General features: G+C 66.2%; 16 protein-coding genes. 2 read left to right on the top strand and 14 right to left on the bottom strand.

Annotated elements, in window-relative coordinates; translation table 11 throughout:
* Window positions 1–70 precede the first annotated feature (70 nt).
* The 9 genes from BT341_RS13045 to BT341_RS13005 form a co-directional block, all read right to left on the bottom strand.
* Window positions 71–1,321 carry a tyrosine-type recombinase/integrase gene (locus tag BT341_RS13045; RefSeq protein WP_072476550.1) on the bottom strand — a complete coding sequence of 417 codons (1,251 nt, stop codon included), beginning with the start codon at window positions 1,319–1,321 and terminating at the stop codon, window positions 71–73.
* The gene (locus BT341_RS13040) at window positions 1,321–1,509 is read right to left on the bottom strand and encodes a helix-turn-helix transcriptional regulator (protein WP_072476549.1); all 189 of its coding nucleotides are present in this window, start codon (window positions 1,507–1,509) and stop codon (window positions 1,321–1,323) included. Before BT341_RS13040 ends, BT341_RS13045 begins: the two co-directional genes overlap by 1 nt.
* Before the next feature lie 16 nt (window positions 1,510–1,525).
* A complete protein-coding gene (locus BT341_RS13035) occupies window positions 1,526–3,121 on the bottom strand; it encodes a replication initiator (RefSeq protein WP_072476548.1) in 1,596 nt (531 codons plus the stop codon).
* Window positions 3,121–3,507 carry a hypothetical protein gene (locus tag BT341_RS13030; RefSeq protein ID WP_072476547.1) on the bottom strand — a complete coding sequence of 129 codons (387 nt, stop codon included), beginning with the start codon at window positions 3,505–3,507 and terminating at the stop codon, window positions 3,121–3,123. Before BT341_RS13030 ends, BT341_RS13035 begins: the two co-directional genes overlap by 1 nt.
* Entirely contained in the window at window positions 3,504–5,057 is a 1,554-nt protein-coding gene (locus tag BT341_RS13025; RefSeq protein ID WP_072476546.1) for an FtsK/SpoIIIE domain-containing protein, read from the bottom strand. The genes BT341_RS13030 and BT341_RS13025 overlap by 4 nt, the downstream gene beginning before the upstream one ends.
* Before the next feature lie 335 nt (window positions 5,058–5,392).
* Window positions 5,393–5,644, bottom strand: coding sequence for an AMED_5909 family protein (locus BT341_RS13020; RefSeq protein WP_072476545.1), 252 nt, complete (start codon window positions 5,642–5,644; stop codon window positions 5,393–5,395).
* Window positions 5,625–5,891, bottom strand: a complete 267-nt coding sequence (locus tag BT341_RS13015) for a hypothetical protein (RefSeq protein WP_072476544.1) — start codon at window positions 5,889–5,891, stop codon at window positions 5,625–5,627. The genes BT341_RS13020 and BT341_RS13015 overlap by 20 nt, the downstream gene beginning before the upstream one ends.
* A 246-nt stretch (window positions 5,892–6,137) precedes the next feature.
* Window positions 6,138–6,590: a hypothetical protein gene (locus tag BT341_RS13010; protein WP_072476543.1), complete on the bottom strand. Its 453-nt coding sequence runs from the start codon at window positions 6,588–6,590 to the stop codon at window positions 6,138–6,140.
* 22 nt (window positions 6,591–6,612) lie between these two features.
* A complete protein-coding gene (locus BT341_RS13005) occupies window positions 6,613–6,837 on the bottom strand; it encodes a hypothetical protein (protein ID WP_072476542.1) in 225 nt (74 codons plus the stop codon).
* Between the two features lie 237 nt (window positions 6,838–7,074).
* On the opposite strand from BT341_RS13005, the gene BT341_RS13000 reads away from it, so the two are divergent.
* Both BT341_RS13000 and BT341_RS12995 read left to right on the top strand, forming a co-directional pair.
* Window positions 7,075–7,818: a DUF5919 domain-containing protein gene (locus BT341_RS13000; RefSeq protein ID WP_072476541.1), complete on the top strand. Its 744-nt coding sequence runs from the start codon at window positions 7,075–7,077 to the stop codon at window positions 7,816–7,818.
* An 8-nt stretch (window positions 7,819–7,826) separates the two neighbouring features.
* Window positions 7,827–8,297 carry an NUDIX hydrolase gene (locus tag BT341_RS12995; protein WP_072476540.1) on the top strand — a complete coding sequence of 157 codons (471 nt, stop codon included), beginning with the start codon at window positions 7,827–7,829 and terminating at the stop codon, window positions 8,295–8,297.
* Here the strand turns inward: BT341_RS12995 and BT341_RS44240 are convergent.
* The 5 genes from BT341_RS44240 to BT341_RS12970 all read right to left on the bottom strand — a co-directional run bounded on the left by BT341_RS44240 (window position 8,285) and on the right by BT341_RS12970 (window position 13,141).
* Window positions 8,285–8,863, bottom strand: coding sequence for a hypothetical protein (locus BT341_RS44240; protein WP_143168543.1), 579 nt, complete (start codon window positions 8,861–8,863; stop codon window positions 8,285–8,287). The genes BT341_RS12995 and BT341_RS44240 overlap by 13 nt on opposite strands.
* A 75-nt stretch (window positions 8,864–8,938) precedes the next feature.
* Window positions 8,939–9,865, bottom strand: coding sequence for a hypothetical protein (locus BT341_RS44235; RefSeq protein ID WP_143168542.1), 927 nt, complete (start codon window positions 9,863–9,865; stop codon window positions 8,939–8,941).
* A 686-nt stretch (window positions 9,866–10,551) separates the two neighbouring features.
* Window positions 10,552–11,607: an alpha/beta fold hydrolase gene (locus BT341_RS12980; protein WP_072476538.1), complete on the bottom strand. Its 1,056-nt coding sequence runs from the start codon at window positions 11,605–11,607 to the stop codon at window positions 10,552–10,554.
* A gap of 116 nt (window positions 11,608–11,723) precedes the next feature.
* The gene (locus BT341_RS12975) at window positions 11,724–12,569 is read right to left on the bottom strand and encodes an SDR family oxidoreductase (protein ID WP_072476537.1); all 846 of its coding nucleotides are present in this window, start codon (window positions 12,567–12,569) and stop codon (window positions 11,724–11,726) included.
* Between the two features lie 59 nt (window positions 12,570–12,628).
* Window positions 12,629–13,141 carry a GNAT family N-acetyltransferase gene (locus BT341_RS12970; protein ID WP_072476536.1) on the bottom strand — a complete coding sequence of 171 codons (513 nt, stop codon included), beginning with the start codon at window positions 13,139–13,141 and terminating at the stop codon, window positions 12,629–12,631.
* Window positions 13,142–13,225: the final 84 nt, after the last annotated feature.

The raw sequence follows: 13,225 nt of genomic DNA, 5'->3' as shown, positions 1-13,225 counted from the left end.
CCGGTCGCTTGCCCTTCGTGGGGCTGTGCGACCGGGCGGCTTTCGCGTCGGCGGGGACACGGTTTCATGATCAGGCCGCCTCCAGGCCGTCATCGAGGGCAGGCCGTCCGAACACCGCGTCGACCGCTTCCCGCGCCCGCTGGTGGCTCGACGGCACGAGGTGCGTGTACGTCCGGAGCGTGAAGCCCGGGTCCGCATGGCCAAGATAGTCGGCCAGCTCCGTAATCGACACCGCACGGGCCAAGAGCGTCGACGCGTAGAAGTGACGGAGCGCATGCATCCCGTCCGCGCGACCTCGGTACTTGATCCCGGCTGCCCGGAACGCTCCGTGCCAGACGACCTTGGTGAACAGGTCCCCGGAGTACAGCCGGCCCCCTTCCGCCGTCATCAGCAGCCGTGCCGTCACCGGGTCACCGTCAGCGCTCTGCCAGGGCAGCGTGACGGCCACGGACGGGAACCGGTCCTCGTGGTCGTCGATCTCGGCCAGCATGGCGGCCGACAGCGGGATGGTCCGCTCCTTGCCCCGTTTGGGGAGCGCGAACATCATCACGCCCCTGACCGTCTTGATCTGTCGTCGAATCCGCACGGTCATCGCGGTCCGGTCGACGTCGTCCGGCGAGAAGCCCAGAATCTCACCCTGCCGCAGACCGAAACCGGCACCGAGCGGAACCGCGATCTTGAACCGCTCCGCCAGCCCCGACCGCACGGCTTGAACACGTTCCTCCGGCCAAACGACGATCGGCGGGCTACTCGCGACCGGTCGCCGCACGGTCTTCGCGTGGCACGGGTTCTCACGAATCCGGCGGTCGTCCACGGCCGAATCCATCACGCCGGAGACGGTGTTGAACAAGACCGCCTGGTAGTTGTCCGAGAGCTTGCGCTCTTCCATCGAGCCGACCCAGTCACGAATAGTCGACGGCTTGATCTGCCCGACCTTCTTGGTCTCGAAGACCGGGTAGATCTGGCTTTCGAGCCGACTGAGGATGGTCGACCGTGTGCCCGGATCCGGAGACTGGCTCTTCAACCAGCTCTCCGCCTGCTGGCGGAACGTCGTCATCGAGGCCCGCGGATCGATGTACTTGTCTTCGCGCTTGTCGGACTCGACGCCGATGAGGAAGTCCTCAGCGCGCTTCTTCTGCTTGTCCGCGAACGACTTCGAGCGTTCGTTGTTGTCCGGGTCGAGGTAGCGGACCTTGTACCGCAGCCCGATGCCGTACAGCTCGGTCCGTTCCATGACGGGCTTGCCCCGCGCGTTGAGGATGACCTTTCCGGTCACCGCATCCCGCGCGGGGCGAAACCAGCGGTCTTGAATGTGCCCCATCAGGCCGCCTCCGCGTCGACCCAGGCGCGCAGCTTGGCCGGGTCATAGCGCAGGTGCCGGCCGATCTTCTTCACCGGCGGGCCCTCCCCGCGCCATTTCCACTGGTAGAGCGTCTTCACCGGGACGCCGAGGTAGTCGGAGACGTCCTCGACGGTCCAGAGCCGATCGATCTTGCTGACGTTGTTCATGTGCTCCCCCTTTTGATCAGGCCGCGAGTCCAGTTGCCGAAGTTTCTGGAGGTCTCTCCGCTGCCAGTAGCGCCCGGTCGTACTCGGCCTTCCACGTGATCCGCTCCGCGATGGCGCGCATGACCAGGTGTGGCCGGGGCGGGACCTGCGGGTCTCCGGGCTCGACCTTCCGCCACACCTGCTGTGACCGGTCGACCTCCGGCTTCTCGATCCCGACCGCCGCGAGCGCCTGGAGCACGAAGGCCCGCCGGTCGGCCTTGTGGTCCACGAGCGTCTTGCCCGACCACTTCCGCGAGACCAGGACACGGCGGCCGGGCAGGCCGAGCGTGGTCCGGCGGTGAGCCCGTCCCTTGCAGTGCCCCGGGGTGGTCTTGCCCGTGACGCCCTTGGGTTGGATGCCGTAGAGCAGCCAGACCGCGCAGCGCGGCGAGCACGGCGTGACCGACAGCTCGGCGTGGAGTCGGTCGTGGTGATCGGCCTGGGCCGCGCTGTCTGCCTCGACCACCTCACCGGTGGACTTGGTGAGGTACTTGGTCAGGTAGCCGATGTGGCGGCCGGCCTCTTCGGTGCCGCCAAGGATGCCCTTCGAGTGGACTTGCCGTCCGAAGGTGACGACGTGCGCCGGATCCTCGACTGCCTCGACCGCGTCGTCCCAGCGAGTCAGCGGCTCGCGCGTCTCCGGATCAACGAAGCCGGTGTCAGGGCCGTCCCAGACCGGCAGGCGATCGGCGTAGACGATCTCGTCATGCGCGGGCCACCAGACCTGGTGATAGGTGGCTTCGGTGACCTGGCGAATCACGTCGTGCGGCACTGAGCCCCGGATCGCGGCGTGCAGGTGTGGAGCGGCCCGACGCTGCGGCTCGACCGTGGCGAAGTACTGCGCGTCCCAGCCGACGACCCGGCGCAGGTTCTGCCACCACCGGTCCACCAGCGCGGAGAAGTGCACCGCGTCCCGGGCCGCCCGCCGGTAGTCATACCGGGACGGGTCGACCGGCGAGCCGTCACCACGGACCGGCCCGTAGGTGTCGCAGGTCAGGGTCACGAACATCGACGGCCGGAAACGTCCGGCGTACTCCCGCCCAACCGTCGTCTTCGCGACCTTCCGGCGAGGCAGGTTCGGAGCATCCTGCCTCCGCTTCGTCGACCGCTTCATCGCCCGCTTGGCCGGGACGTCGAGGGCGGGCAGCCGGCCCCGCATCCCGAGTTGCCGAAGTTCCGCATCGACCCCGGCGACCTCATCCCGCAACTCCTCCGCCTCCGCCTGGTCGTGCTCGATCACGTCCCGGTACGCCGCCACCAGATCAGCGCGGTAGGTCAGCAGCTCCTTGTAATCCTCCGACGGCGGCTCGGCGGTGAGGACAGGCTCTTCGGTCAGGTGCCAGCCCTCGCGGCACTGGGCCTGCCGCAGCGCCTTCGCCTTCCGCGCACACGGCAGACACACCGACTCCACCGTGGACCCGCACGGGACCGGCACGTAGCGCAGTTCGCCGGTCGTGGTGTCGCCGACCTCCATCGTGAACGGCCGGACGCAGACGCCGTGCTTCTCCGCCGTCGCCCGGATCACGTCAGCTGCCAGCGGGGTCCGCATCCGTTCCGCGCGTGTCTCGCTCATCAGGCTGCCACCTCCCCGGGTGTCGACCAGCCACGCAGCAGATAGACGGGCATGTCCTGCTTCGCCCCGGCCGGGAGGTCGGGGAACGTGCTCGGCTCGAACGAAACCACGCCGAAGACGCGGACCGGGATGCCGCAGGGTGTCCGACCGGTGATCGACAGGTGCACCCACCTCCCGTCCCGCAGCCGCCACAACTGGGCCGAGACGTCGTCGAGCGTATGCGCCCAGACCAGCAGTGCCCGCGACACCTCGGACAGGCCATCCGCATCGAGCTGGACCTTGATCGGGCTCGACCAGGCGTTAATGTCGACCGTCGCGACCGGCGGCAGCTGATACGAGTCCAGGTGATCGCGGATCGCGTCGAGGAAGATCATCAGCCGGTTCACGCGGCCACCCCCTCACCGCCGTGTCGCAGATCCGCGACACCTCCGTTGGTGACGTACTGCTCCATCGCCTTCACGGTGCTGTCAGAGACCCACCCAGCACGGACGCGCAGCGGCTCGCGGATGCCCTCACCCCAGACATAGCCCACACCGGCCTCCGAGTCGCCGATCCGGTTCGCCCACGCCCCGCGCTCGTACGCCCCGTCACCGAGCACCATCCCGACGTGCGTCTTGGACGTCACTCGCAGGCACACCCGCCGGGTGAACAGCTCCCGCACCGGCACGGTGTCCTTGGTCGGCTCCTGCACGTAGCCACGGACCGAGACCCCCAGCGCCCGCCCTTGGGTGGTCAGCAGCGCGACGCGTTCCACAATGGCCTCACGGGTCTTACGGTCGGTGTACTTCGTGAGCGCACCGATCTCGTCGAACTCCAGCAGCTCCAACGGATACTCCGTCGACACCGGAATCGTCCGCAACCGACCGGCGAACGCGCGCTTGCGGGATTCCATCTCCTCCACCAGGCCGTCAAGCAGCTCGATGGCGTCCTTGCCGCCGACCGCGTAGCGGGAGAAGATGCCGCGCCCGTAGGCCAGTTCCATGCCCTTGGGGTCGATCCCGGACATGCGCACCACCCCGGCCCGGATCGCCGGAGCAGCAGCGACCAGTGGGCACCACATCACGCTGTTCTTGCCCGCGCCTGAGGCACCGGCGGTCAGGCAGTGCGCACCCGAGCCCAGCAGCGGCACCCGCCAGTCACGGCCGTACTCGGTCCGACCGGCCCAGACGTTGCGCAGGTCCACCCCCGTCGAGTCGACGCCGACCGGAACCTCTGGGCCGGCCACACCTCCGGCGAGGAGGTCACGCCGCTGGAAGTCGATCGAGACCACGTTGGGGGCCAGCTCGCGGACCTGGCAGCGAGCGACCTTCCGCGCCACGGCCAAGGCACGGGCGGCGTCGTCGAAGTCCTCCGGCTTCTGCCCGGCCACCAGCTCCACGCGCACCTCATCCCACGAGGCACCGGACCGAACGCCGAGCACCTTCGGCATCCGCGCGTTCGCCCGGTTCGACGTCGACCGAGACAGCGCGCGTCGACGACCGACCAGGTTCACGTTCACCACCACCGGCAGCGCCTCATCCCGCACTGACAAGCCGCAAGCGTGCAGCCACTCCGGCAGCTTCCGGCCATAGAGCGCCCACCGAGCCCACCACGAGCGCAGGAACCGCCAGCACCACTGGTCGAACGAGACCGCGTCGATCGCCCACCACGTCAGCAGAACCGCAGCGACACCGCCCAGGGTCAGTGCGAGGGAGAGCCAGCCGAACAGCTCACACCAGGCGTAGACCGCGACCACGACGAGACTCGTCCGCCACCGGGTTACGACCTGCGCGAGCATCCACACGACGGCCTTGCACAGCCACCACAGGGCTACGAACACCACGGCCGCCGCAGCCAGACCTTCGACCACGGACGCTAGGGCGCGGCCGATCTTGTGCAGCAACCACACACCGAGCCCCAGCCCAGCGAGGGCCACTACCGCGAAGCCTGCCGACATCACCGATCACCCCGCTTTACACGGAGGTCCAGCGGCAGCATTCCCAAGCAGGGAGCGCACTGGGTCTCGCCAGGCAGGAGTTTGGCGAATCGTTTGCAGGAGGCGCAGCGCGTTCGGGTGACCCCCGTTGACGCTCGCCGGTTGTCGTCGTTTAGCGTTGTCATTGTTCACTTCCGCTGGTTGTGGACAGCGCAGGAGCGGCAAGGTTGGTAGCCAGGTTCCGCTTCTGCGCCTTAACGGATCACACGCACCGGCAACAGGACGTGCTTCATCGCCGCACGTCATCGCGTGCGTTTTTCGCTACTATTGTTGACTTTTTGCTTGTCTACATGCGACTAATCAGCAGGCGTCCCTCCCGCCTGGAGTTCCGCCGAGATCTCACCCGCCTTCCGTTCCTCGTATCCGGCCCAGTACAGCGCTTCGTGGTGGTGACCCCGGTCGACGTCCGCGATCGCCTTGTACAGCCGCGCGTTGCCGAGGCGGAACGCCAGCCAGACCGACGGGTTGGCGTCGTTGGGTGGCCGGCGGTCCATCACGACCTCGTGGGCGTCCCGCAGCGTCTTCGGCTCACCCCTGCGCACGGTCACGCCTCTCCGCGCGGGCTTCCAGCAGCGCCGCCAGTTCCTCGGCGTGGTCGCGGAGCCGGCGCAGGAACACCGCGCATCCCGTCCACGCGGTCTGGTCCTCCGGCGGCACCAGCGTCACCACGCACAGCCCACCAGCCAGCACCAGGACCGGCGGATGTGACGCGCCCGTCCCGGTCTCCTCCACCGTCACCTCGGTCCCCGCGCCGACCGTCCAGCGGAGTCCCAGCCCGTCCCACGTCGCCGTCATGTCGTTCCCATTCCCGGGCCAGGTCGGCGAACCCCTCGGCCGCCGACTCCAGCGCCGCCACACACCACCACGGCAACCCGCGCACCTGCGCCAGCTCGTGCCACGCCCGCGACACCCGCCGAGCAGCATTCGCCGTGTTCGTCGCACTCACCGGCGACAGCACCGCACGGCCGTGCTCCCACGCGGCCATGTAGTCCCGATACGCCTGCTCCCACGCCTCGACCCGCTCGCGGAAGCCCATCCCTCTCACGCCGCCTTCGCCGTCTCACTCGCCCCGCCGGACCGAGACGGCTTCGCGTTGCTGGTGGCCTGCTTGAAGCCGGTCGCGCGGAACACGTAGGACTGGTACTTGAACTCACCCTGCCCAGCCACACGCGGTTCCGCCGTCAGGCCGTCCAGCTCGATCGGGCGCATCCCCGGCAACGCCTCCGAGGTGGTCGGCACCGGCTGGACGTCGGCGAGAAGCGTGATCTCGAAGGAGGCCCGCTTCGCGCGCGTCTCGGCCGGGTCGGTGACCATCACCTTCCACTGCCGCTTGCCGGTCACCTCGTCGACCCGCTGCCGCACCGGGCGATTGGCAGCCCGGTCCTCACGCGACTGGTACTCGTTGTCCGGCGACACCTCGCCCACCATCACCAAGCCCTGCGGAAACGCGTCGTCGAAGTCGATCCCGAACCGGTGTCCCTTGTCGATAGCCATGCTGAATCCCTTGTGTCGTCTGTTAGTTGGTTTCTTCGGGCGGTTCTCCGCCTCGTGCCGCTGCGGCGTCCAGTGCCGCGCTCACCTCGTCCAGTTCCCTCCGCAGTACGGCGATGGCGTCGGAGTCCACGAGCAGGACCACCGGGAACGCCTTGCCGAACCGGACTTCCGCGCGGTTTGCGTACGTCAGTGCCCGGACACGAATCGGCAGATCAGCCGTGACGTGGATCTGAACCGTGTCGCGCATGCCACGCCGCGCCTACGCCGCACGTCGGCGAGGTACCGCCCGCTTGTCCAAGCCAGCCGGCCGGACGGCGGTTTCAATGGTCACGCCTACCTCCTCGGTGTCCTGGCCACCGGGCCTGCCCCGGCAACCTGACACCAAGACTCCGCCAAAACGCGGGACGTGATCACCACGTGGCGGGACATCTTGGGACGTCCCTGGTACCGTCGAAGACGTCCCTACACGTCCCAAGGGGTGACGATGCCGAACGAACGCCTGCGTGACGCGCTACTGCGCAACGGCCTGACGTTGGAGCAGGTCGCCAAGGCCGTCGGGGTCGACCAGAAGACCGTTGAACGCTGGATCACCAAGAACCGGACGCCCTACCCCAAGCACCGGCACAAGATCGCCGCCATGGCGCGCGAGTCAGAGACCTACCTGTGGCCCGACTCCGTCGCCCCGGAGCGCAAGGCCGAGACGGCCGCCGCCGAGCTTGTGCAGGTCTTCCCGCACCGCAACGCCGTCCCCGTCGAGCTGTGGGACCGGCTGATCAAGGAAGCATCGGAGACCGTCGAGATCCTGGTACACGCGGCACTGTTCCTGGTCGAACGCCCACGGTTCATCAAGGACCTGACAGCCAAGGCAGCAGCCGGCACTCGAATCCGGCTCGCGTTCGGAGACCCCGAGGGGGACAGCGTCGCCCTGCGCGGCGAGGAAGAACAACTCGGCGACGGGACGCTCGCAGCGCGCATCCGCAACGCCCTAGCGTCTTACCGGCCGCTGGTCGGCGTCGACGGGGCGGAGATGCGGTTCCACAACACCACGCTCTACAACTCGATCTTCCGCTTCGACGACGAAATGATCATCAACACGCACGTGTACGGGTTCCAGGGAGCCCACGCCCCGTCCCTCCACCTGCGGAGACTCTCCGCCGGGGACCTCTTCGAGACCTACTCAGAGAGCTTCGAGTCAGTCTGGAACCTCGCCAAGCCAGCCACCTTCTAGGAGGCAGCATGACCCGCGTCGACTACTACAACGACCCGAACGCCCCCAAAGCCAACAGCATCGCAGTAGCAGTGTCCGCGTTCATCCAGGACGACGAAGATCGCATCCTCATGATCAGGCGCACGGACAACGACCTGTACTCGATCCCGGGCGGCCAACTGGAACTCGGCGAGACCCTGGCCGAAGCAGCGGTCCGAGAGGTTCGCGAGGAGACCGGCATAGAATGCCAGGTAACTGAGGTGATCGGCGTGTATTCCAACCCTAAACACGTGATCGCCTACGACGATGGCGAGGTACGCCAGGAGTTCTCCATCTGCTTCCGAGCTCAGGCGACCGGCGGAACCGAAACTACTAGTAGTGAAAGTAAAGAAGTACTCTGGATCCCCATCCATCGCGTCTTCGAGATGAAGGTTCATCCATCAATTCTAATCAGGATTGAGCATGCCACCACCAAGGGAGAAAAGACTTACTTCTCCTGATCCGAAGATTGACCCGGAGCCCTCGGCAACCATTGAGGCGTCTTCTTACTCTTTACATCAGCCTTCGCAGCATCACTATCCGAGACCCCCAAAGCCATATTGAATAAGAGTATCAATCTGGCAAATTTCGTAACGGCAATCAACGAAGAGAACTCAAAAATCCACTGCGAAAAGTTAGACGAATCCTTAGATTCTATAGTCATCGCAAATATGCAGAGAAGTGCACCCGCAAGCAGCCAACTTAGTATACTTACCCAGCTTCTCCTAATCACTCTAGCAAATTTCTTACGCAACCGCACAGCCATAGGCCCCGACGAACTGGCATACAGCGCCACCGCAGTTCCAGCGAAACCCGCGATCAGAGACATCATCCCGGCGCCAGCACCGTAGACAGACAAACGCTGTGGCGAGTCAGACCACGGGAGCATCTTGCCTATTCCGAACTTGACAACGATCCAGATATGCAGCCCGAACACTGCCACGACAGCGGCGAGATCAACCAGCGGATGGTTCGACCAGAAGTTGAGAACCCGACCACCGACCGACTCTTCACCCTCGTCAACCATGACTCGTCCTCCCGCCCGACCACCCGGTCATTCTCCTCCTGCAATCTACCCGGGGGCACCGACAGTTTTGAGCCACTACAGAGCGTCAAACTCCGACTGCAGATCGTCAATAGCTCGATCTATGGCAGCTATAGCCGACGGGATGCGGACCGGGTGACCCTCCTCGTCGGTCACGCTAACCTTCATCTTCTTCGAAAGAAGATCATTCACGAAGTTGACCGTTTCGGTTTCCGGCTTTCCCTCTTGATCAAATTGCACGAGCTCGACCATGGCTTTCGAGAATTGCGTATTGATCACAGATCGCGCCGTATTCAAAATGCTAATTCGCTCGTCATCATGACGACTATCAACTTGACCCTTAACCCGAAGGATCAGTTCGACATCCACGCTTCCATGTACGGCAGTTATTGCCCGCACGGCGCCATATAGGCCATTGGCCTCACTGACGGCAGCCGCCTGATCACGCTCCAACCGAACGTTCAACAACTTCGCCTGCTGGGCACCTTGAATCTTCTCAAGGACGCGGTTACTCACAAGAGGCTTGACCGAAATCTCTTCAGCAAATACGCGATGTTCGTTAAGCCATATCTGAAACGTGCCAGCCCTCGACGAAGCACCCGACCCTAACACGAGACCGAATCGATTCGTACCGGGGATGAACTTTATGATCGTAAGCTCTACATACGGATTGCCAGCCTGAGTTTCCGAGTCAATGAACTCTTCGTTCTCGATATCAAAAGAAGAAACTCCATCCTCACGGTTCTTTGCAAGAATGAAGTGCTCATCCCCGTTATATGGATATATTTGGCCCCAATGATCAATTCCGCCAATCCGGTGCCGACGGTCACGGATATGCTGCCTCGAAAGATCGAATAGAATCTCCTGCCAGTCAAGGGACCCATTTTCGATCCTACTGCCATCGGAATTGACCACCTCGAAGAACTGGACAGTCTTCTTCCTTTGCCTGGTTGCCACAATCGGCCCCCTCTCGAACACGCACATCTGGTGATTGCCGAACTTCGCTCTATGGGATCAAGGGCCACGCCGCCGATGGCGGCGCGACTGTCGCCTACGTAGCCCCTCGCCTGGGCGACCGCATCCGCCTCCGACACGGCGGGCTGCCGCTCCGCTCCGCCCGCCGGCCGGGCGGTGCGGCCGCCAGCGGGGCACCTGGCGTAGCGCCGCGCGGCGGCGGCACACGTGTCCCCTGAGCCAACGTCGACCTCCCTCTACATGCGGTGGTGACGGACCAGTCGTTCGTGACTCGATCTCCGTTACGCTCCGTCGTGGGGGACCTCCATCCCGACGCCTGATCGTGACAACGGCCGGTAGCACCGCGTCAAGACGATGAAGCGTGTCTTGACCCGGCACCACCGGCCGCGTGGAGGCTTCGTATCGGGATGCAGGGCAGGGTGTGGCGGGGGCCCGCCAGGCCGTCTCCAGGCCGTCAGAGGCTCGGGAGCAGCGACAGACGACGAGAATTAACGAGACACATCAGCGCAGCTCAGAGGCCGTTTACGGCGAAACGAGCGAGGTCGACGAAATCCAGCTGAGAAATTCTGGACATCTTCGAGGGGACGCAGCAGATCCAGCAGCTCATCGTGGCTCGTCGGATCCTCGGCAAGACGAGCGCCGAACTCAAGTGAACGACTGAGGGCCACTCCGATCCGGGGTGGCCCTCAGCGCGCTCAAGAAATCTGGTCGTCCAGGAATTCGTCCAGGTAGCGCCATGTCGTGTCGCGGGCCTTGCGGCCCGTCAGGACGCCCAGGTGGCCGCCCGGTGCCGTCTTGAAGCGGACCTCCGGGGCCTTGTCCAGCAGCTCCACCACGCGCTCCACCGACGGCCTCGGGGCGATCGTGTCGTTCTCGCCCGCCACCACCAGGGTCGGGACGCGGACCGCCGACAGCGAGATGATCCGGCCGTTCAGGTCCACCTTGCCCTCCGCCAGGTCGTTCGTGCGGAACAGGCGGTGGTACAGCTGGCCGAACGTGCGGCCCGGGTAGGCGTACATGTTGCTCATGAAGTGGTCGACCGCCTCGATCTGCGCCAGGTAGTCGCGATCATCGAGGTGTGACAGGATCGCGATCGGCTTCGTGATCTCCTTGCTGATGCCCGTCGCGCGGAAGACGCGGCTGACCAAATAGGACGGTGCGCCGCCGAACGCGCGGTAGATCGGGGTCAGCAGGTGGCCGCGCGTCAGGTCGACCAGCGGGCGGAACGGCGCCACGATCGGGATCGCCGTGAAGTCCACCGGCGAGCCGATCGCCGTGATCGACGCGATCGGCAGCTCCGGCTGGTCGGCGTTCACCAGCAGCGAGAAGATCCCGCCCAGCGACCACGACACCAGGTGCACCGGCTGCCCGCCGGCGTCGGCGCTCACCTTGCGGATCGCCCGCGGCAGCACCTCGTCGATCCAGTGCTCGATGCCCAGACGCCGGTCGGAGAACGCGACCATGCCGTAGTCGACGAGGTAGGCGTTGCGCCCGGCGTCCACCAGGTGCTCGATGAGGCTGCAGCCGCGCCGCAGGTCGAAGCAGATCGCCGGCGCGGCCAGCGGCGGCACCAGCAGGATCGGCGGCCCGGACACCGGGCGGCTGCTGTGCGTCATCCGGTACAGCGAGCGGTTGGGTCCCTGGTCGATCAGCACCCGCGGCATCGGGCGCAGGTCGGCGACTCCGCCGTGCAGCACCTTGCCGACCACGTTCGACGCCGCGGCGGCCAGCCGTGCGGGCGGTGAAACCATCTTCCTCGAGCCTCCTGGACGTCCCCCGGCGGACACCTCCGCCCAATCTTGCCGGGTGCGGCCGGTGGACTCAATACCGGCCACGTCCAAATCGGACAGTCGCTAGGCCGTCCGAGTTACTCCGGGACGGCTCCGGGAGCGCTCTCGGCGGCCCGCGCCTCGTACTCCGCGCGAGCCGGGGAATGGGCCGCTGAAGCCAAAAGCCGGTCCGCTTTCAACGCGCGGGAGAGCGCTTCGCCCGCCCGTCGCGGCAGCAGCCGGGTGAGCTTGCCCATAGTTCCCACCGAACGCGGGACGTAGACGTCGAAACGAGGCTTGCGCAGCGTGGATACGATGGCGTCGGCCACATCTTCCGGGCGCGAGGACTTGAACAGCTTCGCCTCGCCGAGCCCGCTCGCCAGCTCCGTCCGGACGATGGCGGGCATCACGCACGAAACGTGCACACCGGACCCGTGCAGCTCCAGGTGCACCGCTTCGGACAGCCCGACGACGGCGTGCTTGGTGGCGCAGTAGGTCGCCGCGCCCGGGAAGCCCGCCTTGCCGGCGAACGACGCGACGTTGACGATGTGCCCGGACCGGCGCGGCCGCATCCGCTTGATCGCTTCGCGGGTGCCGTGGATGACCGCGTGCAGGTTGATCTCCAGCTGCCGCCGCGTCGTCGCGTCGCTCTCCCGCTCCAGCTCGCCGAGCGGCATGATCCCCGCGTTGTTGACGAGGACGTCGATGCGGCCGTGGCGGCGCTCGACCTCGTCGAGGAACGCCGTGAACGCGCGGATGTCGGTGACGTCCAGCGGCAGCGCCTCGGCGCCCAGCCCGGCGGCGGTCTTCTCGGCCCGGACCTGGTCGAGGTCGCCGATCACCACCCGCGCGCCCAGGCGGGACAGTGCCGACGCGGTCGCCGCGCCGATCCCCTGCCCGCCGCCGGTGATGACGACGACCTTGCCCGCGAGCTCCTCGGCCATGGCGACTCCTCCGTCTGTTGGCAACGCGTCAACAGTGTCGCTCGCCGCCCGCGATCGCGCTACCCCACGCGTTGCTCGAGGACCTGCCCGACCCAGTCGCCGACGGTGAACCGGACGGTCGGCTCGAAGCCATGGCTCTCGTAGTACCGCTGCAGGTCGCCGTCGCCGCCGGCCCAGCAGTCGACGCGCACGAGGGAGATGCCGCGCCGGCGCGCCTCGTCGAGCGCGTACTCGATCAGCCGCCCGCCGACGCGCCGCCCGGCGAACCGCCGCGACGTGATCAGCAGCCGGATGTACAGCTCACGCTCGTCGACCGGCGGCACGTGCGGGTCGTGCTCCTCGGAGACGATCAGCGCGCCGGCCGGCTCGCCGCCGACCACCGCGACGCGCAGCCCGGGGTCCGCGGCCATGCCCTTGACCCGTTCGACGCGCTTCGGCACGCGGCTCCACGGCTCGGTCCCCCACTGCTTCGAGCTGCCGCGGGCGACGAGCCAGCCGACGGCCTCGTCGAAGAAGCCCAGCAGCGTGTCCACATCCCCAGAATCACCCGATCGGATGACGATGTTGTCCATTCCCTCTGTTTACCGCAACCGCGTGTTCGTCGTCCCGCGGCCACTTTCCGTTCACTGCGGCTGGCTAACCTCGCGGCGTTGCTC

Source organism: Amycolatopsis australiensis (assembly GCF_900119165.1).
In the GTDB taxonomy this organism is placed as follows: domain Bacteria; phylum Actinomycetota; class Actinomycetes; order Mycobacteriales; family Pseudonocardiaceae; genus Amycolatopsis; species Amycolatopsis australiensis.
Note: the sequence above shows the minus strand (reverse complement) of the source record. Positions and strands in the feature narration are given on the sequence as shown.